Below are 18,147 nucleotides of genomic sequence, written 5' to 3'. Positions count from 1 at the left end.
CAGCGAAGCACTCCTCACTGCGCCTTGCCTGCTGCCGCCCAGTCGACCTCCGGCTGGCAGAAGGCCAGCACCTCGTCCACGTACTGCGGGAATTCCGAGATCGCGTGGTCGCTGCCGGGAATCACATGCTGGCGTGCGCCCGCATAGTGCGCCACCATGTCGCGGTAGTCCAGCACTTCGTCGCCGGTCGCAGCCAACAGGAAATAGCGTTCGGGACGGGTGATGCGCGCCACTTTCAGTTCGGCCAGTTCGTCGATGTATTCGCGGCGGAACTCGAACGGCTCGCTTGAGTGCCAGGCCGTGGTCACGCCGACGTGCTTCTCCAGGTCTTTCAAGGGATCGACGGCCGGGTTCAGCAGCACCGCCGGCACGTCCAGGCGCTCGGCCAGCCAGGTGGCATAGAAGCCGCCCAGCGAGGAGCCGACGATGGCCAGCTTGTCCGGCGCATGGCGCTCGGCCAGCAGCAGGGCCAGTTCCATCGCCGCCTTCGGCGAGGCCGGCAACTGCGGACAGATCAGCTCGCCCGCGCGTCCGGCAGCCGTCATCCTCTCCTGCACCACGCGCGCCTTGAACGAGCGCGGCGAGGAACGGAAGCCGTGGAGGTAGAGAATCATTTCGCCAGGGCCTCGAGCAGTTTCTGGTGCACGCCGCCGAAGCCGCCATTGCTCATCACGAGGATGTGGTCGCCCGGCTGGGCGGCCTGCACGATGGCCTGCACCATGTAGTCGATCTGGTCGAAACTGTGGGCGATCGCGCCCAGCGGCTTCAGGGCGTCGGCCAGCGACCAGCCCAGCGCCTGCTGGCTGCCGAAGCCGAACACCAGGTCCGCGTCCTTCAGGCTGCCCGGCAGCGCATCCTTCATGGCGCCCAGCTTCATCGTGTTCGAGCGCGGCTCGAGCACGGCCAGGATGCGGCCCTTCGTCCCGATTTTCTGGCGCAGGCCGCCGACCGTGGTGGCGATCGCGGTCGGGTGGTGGGCGAAGTCGTCGTAGACGGTCACTTCCTTCACGACGCCGCGCACTTCCATGCGGCGCTTGACGCTCTGGAAGCGCGACAGCGATTCCACCGACTGCGCCACCGGCACGCCGACGTGGCGGGCGGCGGCGATCGCGGCCAGCGCATTCGAGCGGTTGTGCTTGCCGGTCAGTTCCCAGTGGACAGTACCTTGAACTTCGCCATTGAACACGACGTCGAAGCTGGAACCGCCCGGATGCTCGACCAGCGACCAGTTCACGCCTTCGGACAGGCCGAAGCTTTCCTTCTCGCTCCAGCAGCCGCGCTTGATCACGCGCGCGAGCGAGGCTTCGTCGCCGTTCACGACCAGGCGGCCCACGCCCGGCACGGTGCGCACCAGGTGGTGGAACTGGGTCTCGATGGCGCCGATGTCCGGGAAGATGTCGGCGTGGTCGAATTCCAGGTTGTTCAGCACGGCGGTCTTGGCGTGGTAGTGCACGAACTTGGAACGCTTGTCGAAGAAGGCGGTGTCGTATTCGTCGGCCTCGATCACGAAGAAGTCGGAATCGGTCGCGCCTTGCAGGCGCGCCGAGATGCCAAAGTTCATCGGCACGCCGCCGATCAGGAAGCCCGGCGAATAGCCCGCGTCTTCCAGGATCCAGGCCAGCATCGACGAGGTGGTCGTCTTGCCGTGGGTGCCGGCCACGGCCAGCACCCATTTATTACGCAGAATATGTTCCCCAATCCACTGCGGGCCCGACACATAAGGCAGGCCGCGGTTCAGGATCTCCTCGATCAGCGGATTGCCGCGGGTCATGACGTTGCCGACCACATACAGGTCGGGGTTCAGCGACACCTGCTCCGGACCGTAACCCTGGATCAGTTCGATGCCCTGGGCTTCGAGCTGGGTGCTCATCGGAGGATAGACGTTGGCGTCGCAACCGGTAACGCGGTGACCGGCCTCCTTGGCCAGGACCGCCAGGCCGCCCATAAAGGTGCCGCAAATGCCGAGGATATGAATGTGCATGGTCGTGGGGAAAAAAGCGAATACGCGATTCTACCCGACGCGATGCCATTTTCCTTTCAAGAGTATGATCTGCCTCATGATGCCAAGCCAGAATAATGACCTACTCCAGCTGCGCGCCGAGATTGCCGCAACGGCCGCGCGCATGATCGCCCAGGATGGCGCCGACTACGCCACCGCCCGCCGCAAAGCGGCCCGCCAGGTGCTCGGCGTGGACCAGCCGGCCCCCAACCTGATGCCCGACAACATGCAGATCGAGGACGAGGTGCGCAAGTACCAGTCCCTGTTCGGCGGGCCGGCCCATGGCGAACGCCTGCGCCGGCTGCGCGAGACCGCGCTGCAGGTGATGGATGCGCTGGGCGACTTCCGTCCTTATCTTACCGGCGCCGTCCTGAACGGCACCGCCGGCGAGCACGACGACATCCACCTGCAATTGTTCGCCGACAGCGCCAAGGAAGTCGAGATCTTCCTCCTGAACCGCAACGTCAATATAGAGATTTCCGAAACCCCGCATTTCAAGGGTGCACGTCACGAGCCGGTTGAAACGGTGAGCTTCCTGTGGCATAAGGAGGCCGTGCACGCTGAGTTGTACGATTTTCATGACTTGCGTGGGGCCCTCAAGCCGCGCGCCGATGGCCGCCTGCAGCGCGTCGACGCCGCCGGCCTGCGCGCCTTGATGACGACGGACGAATCTCTGGAACAGGACGAATGAATAAAAAGAAGCTGGCCGCCTTCGCGGTCGTGGCAGTACTCTTTGGCGCGCTCGGCGCTTATCTCGGGGTCAGGAACCAGGCGCAGGGCCCGCAGGGCCCGATAAGCACCGCCATCGCCCCGACCGGTGGCCCGGCCCACACGGCCTCGACTAATTTATATGCGCAGACCCTCAACGACCTGGCCGGCAAGCCGGAATCCCTCGATAAATGGAAGGGCAAGGCGCTGCTGGTGAACTTCTGGGCGACCTGGTGCGGTCCCTGTGTGCAGGAAATGCCCGAGCTGTCGGCGCTGGCGAACGAGGAAGCCAAGGTGGGAGAACAACGGCGTTTCAACGTGATCGGCATCGGCATCGATTCCCCCTCGGCGATGAGCGAGTTCGCCACCAGGCACAACATCAAGTATCCGCTGTACGTGGGCGGAATGGGCGGGACCGAACTGTCGCGCGGCTTCGGCAATACCAATGGCGGCCTGCCCTTCACCGTCCTCATCGGCGCCGATGGCCAGGTCAGGAAGACCTATCTGGGGAAGCTGAACTTCGACGAGCTGAAGACGGACCTGGCGGCGCTGTAGGACTCGCGAACGGTCGTTCTTTTCCAAACTCCGCCCAAGTCGCGCTTATCCGCACTGAATTTTATTGCTTGCCAATACGTATTGTTGGCGGCAAAATGCGTCACTTTCGAGCATAGACTCTACAAAAACATGGCGAAAAAGCTACTGCTGCTCAACGGTCCCAACCTGAATCTGTTGGGAACCCGCGAGCCTGCGGTGTACGGCGCAGCAACGCTGGCCGACATCGAAAGCGCTGCAACGGCTCAGGCTGCTGCAGCGGGTGGATCGCTTTCCTGCTTTCAAAGCAACCACGAAGGTGCGCTGATCGACCGCATCCACGCCGCCCGTGACGAAGGCGTGGACGCGATTGTCATCAATCCTGGCGGGCTGACCCACACGAGCGTGGCCTTGCGCGATGCGCTGGCCGCGGTGGCGATCCCGTTTATTGAGGTACATATCTCAAACATTTACCAGCGTGAAGAATTCCGGCACCACTCGTACCTGGCGGCGATCGCGCGCGGGACGATCTGCGGATTGGGCGTGGACGGATATCGGTTTGCCATCGACTTTGCGCTTAAATAGCGTTAATCTACGTCAACTTCACGCATCATGCGCGGATGCGCCCTCCGTTTGGCGCTTCGCATACTCTTAAAACACAAATAATTCCAAGGGGTTTCACATGGATCTTCGTAAACTCAAGACTTTGATCGACCTCGTCGCCGAATCGGACATCGCTGAACTCGAAGTGACCGAAGGCGAGAGCAAGGTTCGCATCGTCAAGTCGTCCGCAATGCCCCAGAACCAGATGGTGATGCTGCCGCCGAGCGGCGTGCAGCAATACTCGGCGCCGGCCGCCCCAGCCGCAGCGCCTGCCGCCCCGGCGGCCGCTCCGGCTCCAGCCGTTGCCGCCGAACCGACCGGCCACGTGGTCAAGTCGCCGATGGTCGGCACCTTCTACCGTTCGTCGGCGCCAGGCGCTCCGGCCTTCGTCGAAGTCGGCGCCAACATCAAGGAAGGCGACACCCTGTGCATCATCGAAGCGATGAAGCTCCTGAACGAGATCGACGCCGACGTGTCGGGCGTAGTGACCAAGATCCTGGTGGAAAATGGCCAGCCGGTCGAATTCGGCCAGCCGCTGTTCGTGATCGGCTAAGCATCCTGCCCCGGCCGTGATTTCTTCGCGGCCCATGATCCGAACCCAGCCGGCGCCCGACGCCGGCTTTCTCTCATACACCGAAGCTAACCATGTTTGAAAAAATCCTCATCGCCAACCGTGGTGAAATCGCGCTGCGTATCCAGCGCGCCTGCCGCGAAATGGGCATCAAGACGGTGGTCGTTCACTCGGAGGCGGACAAGGACGCCAAGTACGTGAAGCTGGCCGACGAATCGGTCTGCATCGGCCCGGCGCAGTCCGCGCTGAGCTACCTGAACATGCCGGCCATCATCAGCGCCGCCGAAGTGACCGACGCCGAAGCGATCCACCCGGGCTACGGCTTCCTGTCCGAGAACGCCGACTTCGCCGAGCGCGTGGAAAAGTCGGGCTTCGTCTTCATCGGCCCGCGTTCCGATTCGATCCGCCTGATGGGCGACAAGGTCTCGGCCAAGCAGGCCATGATCCGCGCCGGCGTGCCTTGCGTGCCGGGTTCGGACGGCGCCCTCTCGGACGACCCGAAGGAAATCATCCAGACCGCGCGCCGCGTCGGCTATCCGGTCATCATCAAGGCCGCCGGCGGCGGTGGCGGCCGTGGCATGCGCGTGGTCCACACCGAAGCTGCCCTGCTCAACGCCGTGCAGATGACCAAGACCGAAGCCGGCACCGCTTTCGGCAATCCGGAAGTCTATATGGAGAAGTTCCTGGAAAATCCGCGCCACGTGGAGATCCAGGTGCTGGCCGACGAGCACAAGAACGCCGTCTGGCTGGGCGAGCGCGACTGCTCGATGCAGCGCCGCCACCAGAAAGTCATCGAAGAAGCGCCGGCGCCGGGCATCCCGCGTAAACTCATCGAGAAGATCGGCGACCGCTGCGCCGAAGCCTGCCGCAAGATCGGCTACCGCGGCGCCGGCACCTTCGAATTCCTGTACGAGAACGGCGAGTTCTACTTCATCGAGATGAACACCCGCGTGCAGGTCGAACACCCGGTCACTGAAATGATCACCGGCATCGACATCGTGCAGGAACAGATCCGTATCGCCTGCGGCGAAAAACTCCGTTTCCGCCAGCGCGACATCATGCTGTCGGGCCACGCGATCGAGTGCCGTATCAACGCCGAAGACCCGTTCAAGTTCACGCCATCCCCAGGCAAGATCACCGGCTGGCACCCGCCGGGCGGCCCTGGCATCCGTGTCGATTCGCACTCGTATGCGGGATATTATGTTCCACCTCATTACGACTCGATGATCGGCAAGGTAATTTCCTACGGTGCAACGCGCGAGCAGGCCATCCGCCGCATGCAAATTGCGCTCTCGGAAATGGTGGTTGAGGGTATCCTCACCAACATCCAGCTGCACCGCGAGCTGATGGTGGACGCGCGCTTCATCGAAGGCGGCACCAACATCCACTACCTGGAGCAGAAGCTGGCCAACCGCCCGGACACCAAGATCGCCCTGGGCACCAACAACAAGGCTGAGGCATGAGCTGGACTGAAGTCGTCATCGAAATCGCACGCGAACACGCCGAGGCGCTCTCCGACGCCCTGATGGAAGCGGGCGCGCTGTCGGTGTCGGTGGAAGACGCCGACGAAGGCACGGACCAGGAAAACCCCCTGTTCGGCGAGCCGGGCATGGAACCGCTTGAAGCGGCCTGGGACCACAGCCGCGTGGTCGCCCTGACCGACACCGACGCGGACCAGGCGGCCATCGTCGCGGAAGCGGCGGCCGCCATCAAGCTGGCCACGGTCCCGGCATTCACCACCCGTTCGGTGGCGGACGCCGACTGGGTGCGCCTGACCCAGTCGCAGTTCGAGCCCATCCACATCGGCAAGAACATCTGGGTCGTGCCGAGCTGGCACGAGGCGCCGAATCCCGACGCCCTGATCCTCGAACTCGATCCGGGCCTGGCCTTCGGCACCGGCAGCCATCCGACCACCCGCCTGTGCATGGAGTGGCTGGAAGCACACCCGGCGCCCGGCAAATCGGTGCTGGACTACGGCTGCGGCTCGGGCATCCTGGCGATGGTCGCCAAGAAGCTCGGCGCCGCCGACGTGGCAGGCGTGGACATCGACCCGCAGGCGATCGAGTCGGCGAAGTCGAACGCCGAGCGCAATCATTGCGAGATCGACTTCTACCTGCCGGACGCCTTCGCCGTCGCGCCGAACGAGCGCCACGCCAAGGGCCAGTTCGACATCGTGGTGGCCAACATCCTCTCGAGCCCATTGAAGCTGATGGCGCCGATGCTGTCCGGCCGCGTGGCGCCGGGCGGTTCGCTGATCCTGTCGGGCGTGCTGGCGCGCCAGGCCGAGGAAGTGGCCGCCGCCTACGCACCTTTCATCAAGCTGGGCGTCTGGGCCGAGCAGGACGGCTGGGTCGCCCTTCACGGCACGCTCGGCCAGGACACGGTACCGGCCGCGCGCTCCGCAACCAGCGCTTAAGGAGAGCCCGGCATGGCGCTCGCCACACAATGCCCTCACTGCGGCACGATGTTCCGGGTCGCCTCGGACCAGCTCAAGCTACGTGGGGGCATCGTGCGTTGCGGCGCCTGCCAGGAGATCTTCGACGGCAGCGCCACCCTGGTCGACCTCGATGCAATGCCGGCGCGCGCGCCGGTAGCGCCGCAGCCTTCCAGTGCGCCGGCCGCCCCTGCCCTCCCCTCCGAACCTGCAGTTTCTTCCGAACCGTCCCCTGTTCCCGCCGCTCCGGTGGCTGAACCTCCGGTGGCCGAACCGGAACCCGATCCCCTGCCCTTCACCATCGTCGACGGTCCTGCGGACAGCGCCGATGCGGCGCCCGACGGCGCGGCACCGGGCACGACAGATTTCGACGAACAGCCGGTCTACACGCTCGACTTCGACCATACCTTCGATCCCTTCGGCATCCTGCCGAAAGTCGATGCGAAGGACGAGGCTGTCCCGGCGGCCTCTGCGCACGAAGCGCCGGCGGCGGCTGCCGAGCCGCCGGTCGCTGAAGAGAACGAGCCGCTGCAGCCTGCACCGGATGCCGTGGAGATCGCGGCCGTTGCCGCGCCGGTGGCCGAAGCGGCGCCGGAAGCGCCGGCGCCTGCCGCATCCGAACCCGAACCTGTGGCCGGGGAGCCGCCTGCCGCACCGGTAGCGGCCGAGGCCGAAGCAATGCCGGCGACGGCACAAGACGAGACCGCAACGGAGAGCAGCGTTGCGGCACACGCGGCAACGGCAACCGAACCGGTATCCGCCGAGCCGGCAGCCGCCGAAGCGGTGCATGCCGAGCCGGCGCCAGCTGCTCCTGCCGCGCCCCTGCGCGCGGCCGCGCAGAAACCCGTCCGTACGCCTGCTGCCACGGCGCCGGGACGCATCGAGCCCAGCTTCGGCCTGCCCGTGGACGAAGAGCTGGTCGCGCAGCCCTTGCCGGACCACGAACCCGAACCGGTGTCCGCCGCCGCGGTGCCGCGCGCCAGCGATGCGCCGCCGCTGCCGATGCGCGAAGCCGCCGCCAGCGTCATCAATACCCATGCGCCAGGCGTGCCGAGCGCGCCGCCGGTCGCCCGCACGCCGGCCGCGCGCCGCGCCGAAAAGGCCGCCGCTCGCCGCTCGCGCCTGACGCCGACGAAAATCGACGCGCCCCCGAAGATCCGCGTGCCCGAGAGCGACGAGCCGGAATTCGTCCGGCGTGGCCGCCAGCAGGAGCAGAGCGGGCGCACGCGCAAGATCGCAATGCTGGCCGGCTCGCTCGTCCTTCTGCTGGTCCTGGTCGCGCAAGGCGCCTTCACTTTCCGCAATGCCCTGGCCGCGCGCTTCCCGGCCGCCAAGCCGGTGCTGGTTTCCAGCTGCGCGGTGCTGGGCTGCCGCGTCGAGCTGCCGGCGCAGATCGACAACCTCGTCATCGAGACCGGCGAACTGACCACGCTCGGCGGCGGCGCCTATGCCTTCACCACCCAGCTACGCAACCAGGGCGCGGTGGCGCAGGCCTGGCCGAGCCTGGAACTGTCCCTGACGGACGCCAACGACAAGCCGCTGGTGCGCCGCGTGTTCGCGCCGCGCGACTATCTCACAGCCGGCATGCCAGCGACCAATGGCCTGGCTCCTCGCACCGAACAAGCGATCAAGCTCCACTTCCGCGTGGACGACCTTCAACCATCCGGCTACCACATCGCCGTCTTTTATCCCTGACCGAACATGACTCACCCTACCCTGATCTGCGGATCGCTGGCATTCGACAAGATCATGCAGTACCACGGCCGCTTCGCCGACACCCTGCTGGCTGACCAGCTGCACCGCGTGAACGTCTCTTTCCTGGTGCCGACCCTGCGCACCGAATACGGCGGCTGCTCGGCCAACATCGCCTACAACCTGAAGCTGCTGGGCGGCGATCCGCTGATCATGGCGACCATTGGCCAGGACGGCGGCGACTACCTCGAGCGCCTGCGCAACTTCGGCATCAAGACCCGCGCCATCAAGACCATCGGCGACGCCTACACCGCCCAGTGCTTCGTGACGGCCGACCAGGACAACAACCAGATCAACGCCTTCCACCCGGGCGCGATGCAGTTCTCGCACGAGAACAACGTGGCCGACTGCGGTCCGCTGCGCGTGGCCATCATCGCCCCGGACGGCCGCGACGGCATGCTCAAGCACGCGCGCGACTGCGCCGCGCAGGGCATCCCCTTCATGTTCGACCCGGGCCAGCAGCTGCCGATGTTCAGCGGCGAAGAGCTGCTCACCTTCATCGACCAGGCCACCTACCTGGCCGCGAACGACTACGAGTTCGAGATGGTCATGGACCGTACCGGCCTCAAGCTCGAAGAGATCGCTTCGCGCCTCGAAGCGCTGATCGTCACGCGCGGCGAAAAGGGTTCCGAGATCTACGCCGGCGGCGAGCGCTACGACATCCCGGCAGTGCCGGCGGCGGCCGTGGTCGACCCGACCGGCTGCGGCGACGCCTACCGCGCCGGCCTGCTGTACGGCATCGCGCAAGGCTACGACTGGAAGACCACCGGCCGCATCGCCAGCCTGCTGGGCTCGATCAAGATCGGCCACCAGGGCGGCCAGAACCACAGCTTCACCCCCGCCGAGATCGAGCAAAAGTTCGAAGCCGCTTTCGGCTACCGTTTCAAGTAAGACCGGTACACGGACCGTAGGGTGGGCACTCCGTGCCCACGCATTACGTGTCCACACCGACGCCACGTACAGCGAGGCATCGCTCGCACCGCCAGGCGCAAGCCAACGAACGTACAGCAAAAAAATGGGCAGCCTGAGCTGCCCATTTTCACATCCGAACCAATCGCCTCAATACGGCCCCGGAATCAGCGTCCGCAGCACGTACAGCGCAATCTGCAGCAGCAGCACCGCCACCAGCACCGACAGGTCCAGCCCGCCGACCGGCGGCACCACGCGGCGGATCGGCCGCAGCAGCGGGTCGTTCAGCGCGTGCACGAAGGGCGCCAGCGGCGCATGCGGATTGACCCAGCTGAAGATCGCCTCGATGATCAGGAGCGCGACGAAGCCGTAGATGATCCACTTCACGAAGCGCGCCAGCGCCAGCAGGAAGACCTCCTGGCCGCTGGCGCCGACCAGCAGGTAGATGCAGGTTGCCAGCAACACGACCAGGAAGGCGCCGATCAGGCTCGCCCAGTCGTAGCCGCCGGCGCCCGGCACCACGCGGCGCAGCGGCTTGACCAGCCAGTCGCTCAGTGTGAACGTGAACTGTGCCACGGACGCAGGCGGACGCACCCGGATGGCCTGCATCCAGAAACGCAGAAGCAGCACCGCACCCAGCACGCTGGCAGCGGTATCGACGATCAACTGAAGAATGGGCAGCACGAGGACTCCTTGAGATAAAAACCTATTTCGGTAGGAAGGTCTGCTGGCGGCAAGCGATCAGCTCCCAGCCTACTGAAATAGATTCGAAAAAAAAACCGCTGTGCGAACATATCACACAGCGGCATTTTGCCCTAAGCGGGCGCGACCTGCCGTTACGGACGGCTGCTGGTCGGGAACGGCCATGCGGCGGCCGGCGCCAGCACGGTCTTCGCTGCCGGCGCCGGAGCAGCCGGCTTGGCTTCGCCGCTCGCTTCTTGCGGCTTTGCCTCGGCTTCCTTTGCAGCCGGCTTCTTAGCTGCAGGCTTCTTGGCTGCCGCCTTGGCGGCCGACTTGGCTTCCGCCTTCGCTTCAGGCTTGGCTTCGGCCTTCGCTTCCGGCTTCGCTTCAGCCTTGGCTTCTGGTTTCGCTTCGGCCTTCACTTCAGGCTTTGCCTCGGCCTTGACTGCCGGCGCTGCCGGCTTGGCTTCGGTTGCAGCTTCCGGCTTGGCTTCGGCCTTCATTGCGGTCTTGGTTGCGGCTGCCTTCGCCGGAGCCTTGGCTGCGGTCTTGGTTGCGGCGGTCTTCGCCGGAGCCTTGGCTGCGGTCTTGGTCGCTGCCGACTTGGCCGGAGCTTGCGCTGCGGTCTTGGTTGCGGCGGCTTTGGCCGGAGCCTTTGCTGCGGTCTTGGTTGCGGCTGCCTTCGCCGGAGCCTTGGCTGCGGTCTTGGTTGCGGCGGTCTTCGCCGGAGCCTTGGCTGCGGTCTTGGTCGCTGCGGCTTTGGCCGGAGTCTTGGCTGCGGTCTTGGTTGCAGCGGCTTTCGCCGGAGCCTTCGCTGCGGTCTTGGTCGCTGCTGCTTTCGCTGGAGCCTTGGCTGCGGTCTTGGTCGCTGCGGCTTTCGCTGGAGCCTTGGCTGCGGTCTTGGTCGCTGCGGCTTTGGCCGGAGTCTTGGCTGCGGTCTTGGTCGCTGCGGCTTTGGCCGGAGCCTTGGTTGCGGTCTTGGTCGCTGCGGTTTTGGCCGGAGTCTTGGCTGCGGTCTTGGTTGCGGCGGCTTTCGCCGGAGCCTTCGCTGCGGTCTTGGTTGCGGCTGCCTTTGCCGGAGCCTTCGCTGCGGTCTTGGTCACTGCTGCCTTGGCCGGAGCCTTAGCTGCGGTCTTGGTCGCTGCCTTGGCCGGAGCCTTAGCGGCGGACTTGGTTGCGGCTGCCTTGGCCGGAGCCTTGGTTGCGGTCTTGGCTGCCGACTTGGCCGGAGCCTTCGCTGCGGTCTTTGCCGGAGCTGCGACTTTCTTGGCTGCCGGTTTCGCGGCTGCCTTGGTTGCCGCTGCTTTTGCTACCGGCTTGGCTGCGGCTTTCTTGGCTGCTGGTTTGGCTGCAGGTGCTGCAGCTTTCTTTGCTGCTGGTTTGGCTGCAGGTGCTGCAGCTTTCTTTGCTGCCGGTTTGGCTGCAGGTGCTGCAGCTTTCTTTGCTGCCGGTTTGGCTGCAGGTGCCGCGGCTTTCTTTGCAGCCGGCTTTGCAGCCGGTTTGGCGGCGGCCTTCGCCGACGCTTTCGCTGCCGGTTTGGCGGCGACTGGTTTCTCTGCTGCGGCAGCTTTTGCCGCCGGTTTGGCGGCAGTCTTCGCTGCCGATTTTGCTGCTGGTTTCTTAGCGGCTGTTGCCATTTTTATTCTCCTTCTCTGCGATGAGAAATACGCTACAAGGTTTAAACCCGTCCGACCGTTACGTTGCGTCGGGCGAATTATTCATCGGCACAAACCGGTCGGTTACTGCCAATGAATACGGCACCAGCTGAACTGCTGCAACTCCTCACAATTGCAGCGCTTCAGCCAACGTCGCGGGACACCCACTCTTCCAGCTTTTTTCACATCGCTACCCTTGCGGGCGCGAAAAGAAAAAGCCGCCTTGCCTGAACTCGATCAGGCAGTGCGGCTTGTTCTTTTCGCTGCGCTCAAGTGCATACTAAAATGAATTAGCGTCCCATTTTCGATCGGTTTTGTTTGCCGGTGAGCATGCAAAAAAATCCATGTTCACACTTTGACAAATTCAATCACGTAAAGTACACGAAAACCTTGTCAGTGCGCAACCCGCGCACATTAAATTCGTAGCGATAAACACCGAAGCAGTCAACATTCCAACGCATATCCGCGCGCTTCGCACTATCGTCGTTTCAAAGCGCGCCTTATTCCATCAGGCCTCCTGCATTTCACGATTCTTCAGCCGCTGCACGAACCAGCGTCCAGCCGGACCTGGCGGCTCGTCCTTTATATAAGATCGCGCGCATCGACGATCCTGGTCCAGCGCGGAAGGTAGCTGCATGCGGATCTTCACCAGCGCATCGCTCGATATCGTCTTTGACCATATGAAGTCGCATATGTCACGAACCGACTCCGGCGCGCGGAAAGGCGTGTTTGCGCCGAGGTCCGCCTGCCGCCGGAGTGCCGACATGGCCCGGAAGTCCTGCCGCAAGTGGCAGCGCCCGGCCGGACGACGGCCAAAAAGAAAAAAGCCCGATGATCGCTCATCGGGCTTTTTGTCATCGTACCTGAGAAAGGATCAGTCCCAGCTCAGCGCACCACCGGTCTGGTACTCGGTCACGCGGGTCTCGAAGAAGTTACGCTCCTTCTTCAGGTCGATCATCTCGCTCATCCACGGGAAGGGGTTCTCTTCGTTCGGGAACAGCGGATCGAGGCCGATCTGCACGGCGCGGCGGTTGGCGATGAAGCGCAGGTAGCCCTTGAACATCGGGGCGTTCAGGCCCAGCACGCCGCGCGGCATGGTGTCTTCGGCGTAGCGGTACTCCAGGTCGACGGCCTGCAGGAACAGGGTCTTCAGCTCTTCGCGGAAGGCCGGGGTCCACAGCTGCGGGTTTTCCATCTTGATCGTGTTGATCAGGTCGATGCCGAAGTTCACGTGCATCGATTCGTCGCGCAGGATGTACTGGTACTGCTCGGCGGCGCCGGTCATCTTGTTCTGGCGGCCCAGCGCCAGGATCTGGGTGAAGCCGACGTAGAAGAACAGGCCTTCCATCAGGCAGGCGAAGACGATGATCGACTTCAGCAGCTTCTGGTCGTTTTCCAGGGTGCCGGTCTTGAATTCAGGATCGGTCAGGACGTTGATGAACGGGATCAGGAACTGGTCCTTGTCGTGGATCGACGGGATCTCGTTGTAGGCGTTGAAGATTTCGCGCTCGTCCAGGCCGAGCGACTCGACGATGTACTGGTAGGCGTGGGTGTGGATCGCCTCTTCGAAGGCCTGGCGCAGCAGGTACTGGCGGCATTCCGGCGCGGTGATGTGGCGGTAGGTACCCAGCACGATGTTGTTCGCGGCCAGCGAGTCGGCGGTAACAAAAAAGCCCAGGTTGCGCTTGACGATGCGGCGCTCGTCTTCGGTCAGGCCGTTCGGGCTCTTCCACAGCTCGATGTCGCGCTGCATGTTCACTTCCTGCGGCATCCAGTGGTTGGCGCAGCCGGCCAGGTACTTGTCCCATGCCCACTTGTACTTGAACGGCACCAACTGGTTGACGTCGGTCTGGCCGTTGATGATGCGCTTGTCGTCGGCGTTGACGCGCTTGGCGACGTCGGCGGCGGTGGCGCCTTCCGGGGCGCCGACGATTGGTGCGCGTGGAGCAGGCGCGCTGGTTGGTTCATCGTCCCATGACAGAGCCATGATGTTCTTCCTCTAAATGTTTATAACCGCACCCCCTAATCGAGTGATGCAACCAAATCGTTCATTGTATTACGCGAGCCCTGCTGGACCCTAGCTCGTAATCTCCCCATGCAAAAAGCGGCAAGATCGTGCATTGACCTGCCGCTACCCGATCTATCGGGGCTTGTTGGACTGAGACACGAGTGAAGCTGCAAACGCCTTCGTCTGCTCGTTGTATTTCGCGCTCTGCAGGACTTGAGATGCTTTGGTTTCCATCGCTTTGCCTGTCTGATTGGCGCTCTGCGCTTGCGACAAGACTGAACCTGCGAGTTGCCTAGCGATGGCCGAGGCACTGCTGTCCCGCAGTGTAGCTGCGGCCTGAGAAGCGAGGGCCGCAGAAGATTTTTTGGAGTTAAACGTCATTGATGTCCTTATATTGACTGGATCTTCGATCATTAGGAGAAGGGCAAACCTCACCCTCCTCCGACGGTCTTAGCTGTTAGGGGTTGATCGGCAGTGTTCGCATACAGTTTCCAACTTACCAAGGCGGAAACGGGTGTATGGGTTCACATGCACTGGCTTTGGGTGTGGGCAGATTTTCATCTGTTGCTCCTTTACTTAGTGTCCAGCCACTACCAACTTGATCCTTGCTTTACTAGGCTCCGACGTTTATTATCCTTCACCTAGCGATCACCATCGCAAGTAGTTCAAGAGAGACCCATGGCTGTATTTGGCCTCTTTTATAAGCGCCCATCGAGCTGCAACTCGTTGGGCGCTTTTCCTTTTGGGGAACACAAAATTGAGTTCCCGCGCGCTACCTAGCTAGCGGGCTCGCCTGTACTCAGCCATCAGGCGGCTCCTTCGAATAACATACAAAGACCCTATCCGGCACATCGCCGAACAGGGTTCTATTCACTTACTGGCAAGCTTCGCATTCGTCGAAGCCAGCGTCGCCCGGACGCAGGTAGCAGGCCGTGCCTTCCACCACTTCCGCACTTGCGGCTGCAGCAGCCGGAGCCGCCGCCACAGGAGCCGCAGACGTTGCAGGCGCAGCATGACCCGCCGACAGGCCGCCCGAGACCGGCACCGCGTTCAGCGCGCCGGTGCGGGTGGTCGACTTCTCCATGTGCGTCGCCGCGATGGTGCGCAGGTAGTAGGTGGTCTTCAGGCCGCGCAGCCATGCCAGCTTGTAGGTCTCGTCCAGCTTCTTGCCCGAAGCGCCGGCCATGTAGATGTTCAGCGACTGGGCCTGGTCGATCCACTTCTGGCGGCGCGATGCCGCTTCCACCAGCCACTTCGGCTCGACTTCGAACGCGGTGGCGTAGATGTCGCGCAGGTCCTGCGGCACACGGTCGATCTTCGAGAGCGAGCCGTCGAAGTACTTCAGGTCGGCGATCATCACTTCGTCCCACAGGTCGCGTGCCTTCAGGTCGCGCACCAGGTAGGAGTTGATCTCGGTGAATTCGCCCGACAGGTTCGACTTCACGTACAGGTTCTGGAAGGTCGGCTCGATGCAGGCCGACACGCCGATGATGTTCGAGATGGTCGCGGTCGGAGCGATCGCCACGCAGTTCGAGTTACGCATGCCGAACTGCTTGATGCGCTCGCGCACCACGGTCCAGTCCATCGATTCGCTGGTGTCCTGCTCGAGGTAGCCGCCGCGCTCTTCTGCCAGCAGCTTGATCGAGTCCTGCGGCAGGATGCCGCGGTCCCACAGCGAACCGGCGTAGGTCTCGTAGCGGCCGCGCTCTTCGGCCAGCTCGGTCGAGGCCAGGTAGGCGTAGTAGCAGACGGCTTCCATCGACTTGTCGGCGAACTCGACTGCTTTCTCCGACGCGAACGGCACGCGCATCATGTGCAGGCAGTCCTGGTGGCCCATGATGCCCATGCCGACCGGGCGGTGGCGCAGGTTCGAGTTACGCGCCTTCTCGACGGCGTAGTAGTTGATGTCGATCACGTTGTCGAGCATGCGCATCGCGGTGCGGATGGTCTTCTGCAGCTTGACGTGGTCCAGGCCATCGCCCTTCATGTGCTGCGGCAGGTTCACCGAGCCCAGGTTGCAGACGGCGATCTCGTCGGCGCTGGTGTTCAGGGTGATCTCGGTGCACAGGTTCGACGAGTGCACGACGCCGATGTGCTGCTGCGGCGAACGGATGTTGCACGGATCCTTGAAGGTGATCCATGGGTGGCCGGTTTCGAACAGCATCGACAGCATCTTGCGCCACAGGTCGAGCGCTTCGACTTTCTTGTACACGGTCATTTCGCCGCGTGCAGCCTTGGCTTCGTAGGCGACGTACGCCTCTTCGAAAGCACGGCCGACCTTGTCGTGCAGGTCAGGCGTCTCGCTCGGCGAGAACAGGCTCCAGTGGCCCTTTTCCATCACGCGCTTCATGAACAGGTCCGGAATCCAGTTCGCGGTGTTCATGTCGTGGGTGCGGCGGCGGTCGTCGCCGGTGTTCTTGCGCAGGTCGAGGAATTCCTCGATGTCCATGTGCCAGGTTTCCAGGTAGGCGCAGACCGCGCCCTTGCGCTTGCCGCCCTGGTTCACCGCCACGGCGGTGTCGTTGACCACTTTCAGGAAGGGAACCACGCCTTGCGACTTGCCGTTGGTGCCCTTGATGCGCGAACCCAGCGCACGGACCGGGGTCCAGTCGTTGCCCAGGCCGCCGGCGAACTTCGACAGCAGCGCGTTTTCCTTGATGGCGTCGTAGATGCCTTCCAGGTCGTCGCCGACGGTGGTCAGGTAGCACGACGAGAGCTGCGAGCGGCGCGTGCCCGAGTTGAACAGGGTCGGGGTCGAGCTCATGAAGTCGAACGACGACAGCAGGTTGTAGAACTCGATGGCGCGCTCTTCGCGCTCCGCTTCGCGCAGGGCCAGGCCCATGGCAACGCGCATGTAGAAGGCCTGCGGCATCTCGATGCGGGTTTCGCGCACGTGCAGGAAGTAGCGGTCGTACAGGGTCTGCAGGCCGATGTAGCCGAACTGCAGGTCGCGGTCGGCGACGATGGCTTTCGCCAGGCGCTCGAGGTCGAACTTGCCCAGCTCTTCGTCGAGCAGCTCGTTGGCGATGCCCTTGGCGATGTATTGCGGGAAGTAGGTGACGTATTCGGCGGCAGCCTGGGCTTGCGGGACTTCCTTGCCGAAGACTTCCTTGCGGATCGTGTGCAGCAGGATGCGCGCGGTGACCTGGCTGTAGGCCGGATCGGTTTCCATCAGGGCGCGGGCGGCCAGGATGGCGGACTTGTGCAGTTCCTCGACCGGCACGCCGTCGTACAGGTTGCGCAGGGTTTCGGCGACGATGGCGTCGGCGTCGACGTGCTTTTCCAGGCCGGCGCAGGCGGCGTTCACCAGGGCGTGCACGTCGTTGACGTCGAGCGGACGGCGCTCGCCGCCATCGACCACGTGGATCTGCGGCGCCTGGATGGCGCTGGCGCCGGCGGCTTCCTTGGCGGCACGGCGCTCTTCCATCTGCTTGGCGCGGTACAGCACGTAGGCGCGCGCGACATCGTGCTCGCCCGAGCGCATCAGCGACAGTTCAACCTGGTCCTGCACATCCTCGATGTGGAAGGTGCCGCCATTCGGCTGGCGGCGCATCAGGGCGGCGACCACGTTATTGGTCAGCTCTTCCACCAGCTCGCGGATGCGGGCCGACGCGGCGCCCTGGCCGCCGGCGACCGCCAGGAAGGCCTTGGTCATCGCGACCGAGATCTTGTTCGGCTCGAAGGGCACGACGGCGCCGTTGCGGCGGATGATGCGGTAGTCGCCGCGTGCGGCGATCTCGGCTGCGTTAGCGCTGCCGGCTGCCGCTCCTGGTGCCGCTTGCGGGTGGATTGAAATGTCTTGGGATGTCTGCATTGAGCCTCCAGGAAGGGCAGTCGTGCTGCCGCCGGTTGTTCCAATCGGCCGTCCGCGCGTGCGAACAGCCAACCATTATTTAAAAAAGCGAAAAAAAGTCCCTGCCAGCCGGGCAAAGCCAAGCCGGGCAATATTATTGCTTACGGATATTTATTGCATGTGAAGCAAATGCGAAGCAAGTGCGATACTGCTGGGTCAGCGGCTACCGGCTGACAGCCCACAAGGCTGGGCTACCGGGTGTTACTGTTGACTCCGCTACCACTATATCTAGTACTGTACATTGAGATGGGACTAATTGTAGTACCTGCGCGCGCAGCCGTGCAAGTGAATAAATTCTCAATTTCTGGCGTTTTTTGGCCGCGCACCTCTTGACAATCGGGGCTCAGCCAAAAGATGCGCCATCGCGGGTGAGTGAGCACTAACATGCTGCTCAAGACTTGTTCAGCGGTCTTGTTTGGTGCTCAACAACGGTGCGCAGTGCA

At 63.5% G+C, this 18,147-nt stretch carries 15 protein-coding genes; 9 read left to right on the top strand and 6 right to left on the bottom strand.

What is annotated here, in order from left to right:
* Positions 1–14: 14 nt before the first annotated feature.
* Together ACSUZJ_RS04255 and mpl are read right to left on the bottom strand one after the other, a co-directional pair.
* On the bottom strand, positions 15–614 hold the full coding sequence (locus ACSUZJ_RS04255) for a YqiA/YcfP family alpha/beta fold hydrolase (protein ID WP_499413594.1): 600 nt from the start codon (positions 612–614) through the stop codon (positions 15–17).
* Positions 611–1,981, bottom strand: a complete 1,371-nt coding sequence (mpl, locus tag ACSUZJ_RS04250) for a UDP-N-acetylmuramate:L-alanyl-gamma-D-glutamyl-meso-diaminopimelate ligase (protein ID WP_499413592.1) — start codon at positions 1,979–1,981, stop codon at positions 611–613. Before mpl ends, ACSUZJ_RS04255 begins: the two co-directional genes overlap by 4 nt.
* Positions 1,982–2,057: 76 nt before the next feature.
* Here mpl and ACSUZJ_RS04245 point away from each other — a divergent pair, with 76 nt between their 5' ends.
* The 8 genes from ACSUZJ_RS04245 (at position 2,058) to ACSUZJ_RS04210 (ending at position 9,489) form a co-directional block, all read left to right on the top strand.
* Positions 2,058–2,690 carry a hypothetical protein gene (locus tag ACSUZJ_RS04245; protein ID WP_499413590.1) on the top strand — a complete coding sequence of 211 codons (633 nt, stop codon included), beginning with the start codon at positions 2,058–2,060 and terminating at the stop codon, positions 2,688–2,690.
* Positions 2,687–3,262, top strand: coding sequence for a TlpA family protein disulfide reductase (locus ACSUZJ_RS04240; RefSeq protein ID WP_499413588.1), 576 nt, complete (start codon positions 2,687–2,689; stop codon positions 3,260–3,262). Before ACSUZJ_RS04245 ends, ACSUZJ_RS04240 begins: the two co-directional genes overlap by 4 nt.
* Before the next feature lie 129 nt (positions 3,263–3,391).
* Complete coding sequence (gene aroQ, locus ACSUZJ_RS04235) at positions 3,392–3,823, top strand: type II 3-dehydroquinate dehydratase (protein WP_499413586.1); 432 nt, start codon at positions 3,392–3,394, stop codon at positions 3,821–3,823.
* 97 nt (positions 3,824–3,920) lie between these two features.
* Positions 3,921–4,394, top strand: a complete 474-nt coding sequence (accB, locus tag ACSUZJ_RS04230; protein WP_499413584.1) for an acetyl-CoA carboxylase biotin carboxyl carrier protein — start codon at positions 3,921–3,923, stop codon at positions 4,392–4,394.
* Positions 4,395–4,486: 92 nt separating this feature from the next.
* A complete protein-coding gene (gene accC / locus ACSUZJ_RS04225; RefSeq protein WP_499413582.1) occupies positions 4,487–5,875 on the top strand; it encodes an acetyl-CoA carboxylase biotin carboxylase subunit in 1,389 nt (462 codons plus the stop codon).
* Positions 5,872–6,828 carry a 50S ribosomal protein L11 methyltransferase gene (prmA, locus tag ACSUZJ_RS04220; RefSeq protein ID WP_499413580.1) on the top strand — a complete coding sequence of 319 codons (957 nt, stop codon included), beginning with the start codon at positions 5,872–5,874 and terminating at the stop codon, positions 6,826–6,828. Before accC ends, prmA begins: the two co-directional genes overlap by 4 nt.
* A 12-nt stretch (positions 6,829–6,840) precedes the next feature.
* Positions 6,841–8,541 carry a zinc-ribbon and DUF3426 domain-containing protein gene (locus tag ACSUZJ_RS04215; RefSeq protein ID WP_499413578.1) on the top strand — a complete coding sequence of 567 codons (1,701 nt, stop codon included), beginning with the start codon at positions 6,841–6,843 and terminating at the stop codon, positions 8,539–8,541.
* 6 nt (positions 8,542–8,547) lie between these two features.
* A complete protein-coding gene (locus ACSUZJ_RS04210) occupies positions 8,548–9,489 on the top strand; it encodes a carbohydrate kinase family protein (RefSeq protein ID WP_499413576.1) in 942 nt (313 codons plus the stop codon).
* 168 nt (positions 9,490–9,657) lie between these two features.
* On the opposite strand, the gene ACSUZJ_RS04205 is transcribed toward ACSUZJ_RS04210, so the two are convergent.
* Together ACSUZJ_RS04205 and ACSUZJ_RS04200 are read right to left on the bottom strand one after the other, a co-directional pair.
* Positions 9,658–10,191, bottom strand: a complete 534-nt coding sequence (locus ACSUZJ_RS04205; protein ID WP_499413575.1) for a YggT family protein — start codon at positions 10,189–10,191, stop codon at positions 9,658–9,660.
* Positions 10,192–10,343: 152 nt separating this feature from the next.
* Positions 10,344–11,291 (bottom strand): transcriptional regulator, encoded by a 948-nt coding sequence (locus ACSUZJ_RS04200; RefSeq protein WP_499413574.1) that lies wholly within the window; start codon positions 11,289–11,291, stop codon positions 10,344–10,346.
* A gap of 106 nt (positions 11,292–11,397) precedes the next feature.
* Here ACSUZJ_RS04200 and ACSUZJ_RS04195 point away from each other — a divergent pair, with 106 nt between their 5' ends.
* Complete coding sequence (locus tag ACSUZJ_RS04195; RefSeq protein WP_499413573.1) at positions 11,398–11,940, top strand: hypothetical protein; 543 nt, start codon at positions 11,398–11,400, stop codon at positions 11,938–11,940.
* Positions 11,941–12,717: 777 nt separating this feature from the next.
* Here the strand turns inward: ACSUZJ_RS04195 and ACSUZJ_RS04190 are convergent.
* Positions 12,718–13,830: a ribonucleotide-diphosphate reductase subunit beta gene (locus tag ACSUZJ_RS04190; RefSeq protein ID WP_499413572.1), complete on the bottom strand. Its 1,113-nt coding sequence runs from the start codon at positions 13,828–13,830 to the stop codon at positions 12,718–12,720.
* A gap of 895 nt (positions 13,831–14,725) precedes the next feature.
* Complete coding sequence (locus ACSUZJ_RS04185; protein ID WP_499413571.1) at positions 14,726–17,665, bottom strand: ribonucleoside-diphosphate reductase subunit alpha; 2,940 nt, start codon at positions 17,663–17,665, stop codon at positions 14,726–14,728.
* Positions 17,666–18,147: the final 482 nt, after the last annotated feature.

Source organism: Telluria sp. B2 (assembly GCF_051789535.1).
GTDB lineage: Bacteria > Pseudomonadota > Gammaproteobacteria > Burkholderiales > Burkholderiaceae_D > Telluria.
The sequence above is the reverse complement of the archived record's forward strand: the minus strand, read 5'-3'. Positions and strand labels throughout refer to the sequence as shown.

What these genes read in the sequence shown, in the direction of transcription:
- ACSUZJ_RS04255 (WP_499413594.1), bottom strand. Translation starts at nt 614, where the DNA reads ATGATTCTCTACCTCCACGGCTTCCGTTCCTCGCCGCGCTCGTTCAAG.
- mpl (WP_499413592.1), bottom strand. Translation starts at nt 1,981, where the DNA reads ATGCACATTCATATCCTCGGCATTTGCGGCACCTTTATGGGCGGCCTG.
- ACSUZJ_RS04245 (WP_499413590.1), top strand. Translation starts at nt 2,058, where the DNA reads ATGATGCCAAGCCAGAATAATGACCTACTCCAGCTGCGCGCCGAGATT.
- ACSUZJ_RS04240 (WP_499413588.1), top strand. Translation starts at nt 2,687, where the DNA reads ATGAATAAAAAGAAGCTGGCCGCCTTCGCGGTCGTGGCAGTACTCTTT.
- aroQ (WP_499413586.1), top strand. Translation starts at nt 3,392, where the DNA reads ATGGCGAAAAAGCTACTGCTGCTCAACGGTCCCAACCTGAATCTGTTG.
- accB (WP_499413584.1), top strand. Translation starts at nt 3,921, where the DNA reads ATGGATCTTCGTAAACTCAAGACTTTGATCGACCTCGTCGCCGAATCG.
- accC (WP_499413582.1), top strand. Translation starts at nt 4,487, where the DNA reads ATGTTTGAAAAAATCCTCATCGCCAACCGTGGTGAAATCGCGCTGCGT.
- prmA (WP_499413580.1), top strand. Translation starts at nt 5,872, where the DNA reads ATGAGCTGGACTGAAGTCGTCATCGAAATCGCACGCGAACACGCCGAG.
- ACSUZJ_RS04215 (WP_499413578.1), top strand. Translation starts at nt 6,841, where the DNA reads ATGGCGCTCGCCACACAATGCCCTCACTGCGGCACGATGTTCCGGGTC.
- ACSUZJ_RS04210 (WP_499413576.1), top strand. Translation starts at nt 8,548, where the DNA reads ATGACTCACCCTACCCTGATCTGCGGATCGCTGGCATTCGACAAGATC.
- ACSUZJ_RS04190 (WP_499413572.1), bottom strand. Translation starts at nt 13,830, where the DNA reads ATGGCTCTGTCATGGGACGATGAACCAACCAGCGCGCCTGCTCCACGC.
- ACSUZJ_RS04185 (WP_499413571.1), bottom strand. Translation starts at nt 17,665, where the DNA reads ATGCAGACATCCCAAGACATTTCAATCCACCCGCAAGCGGCACCAGGA.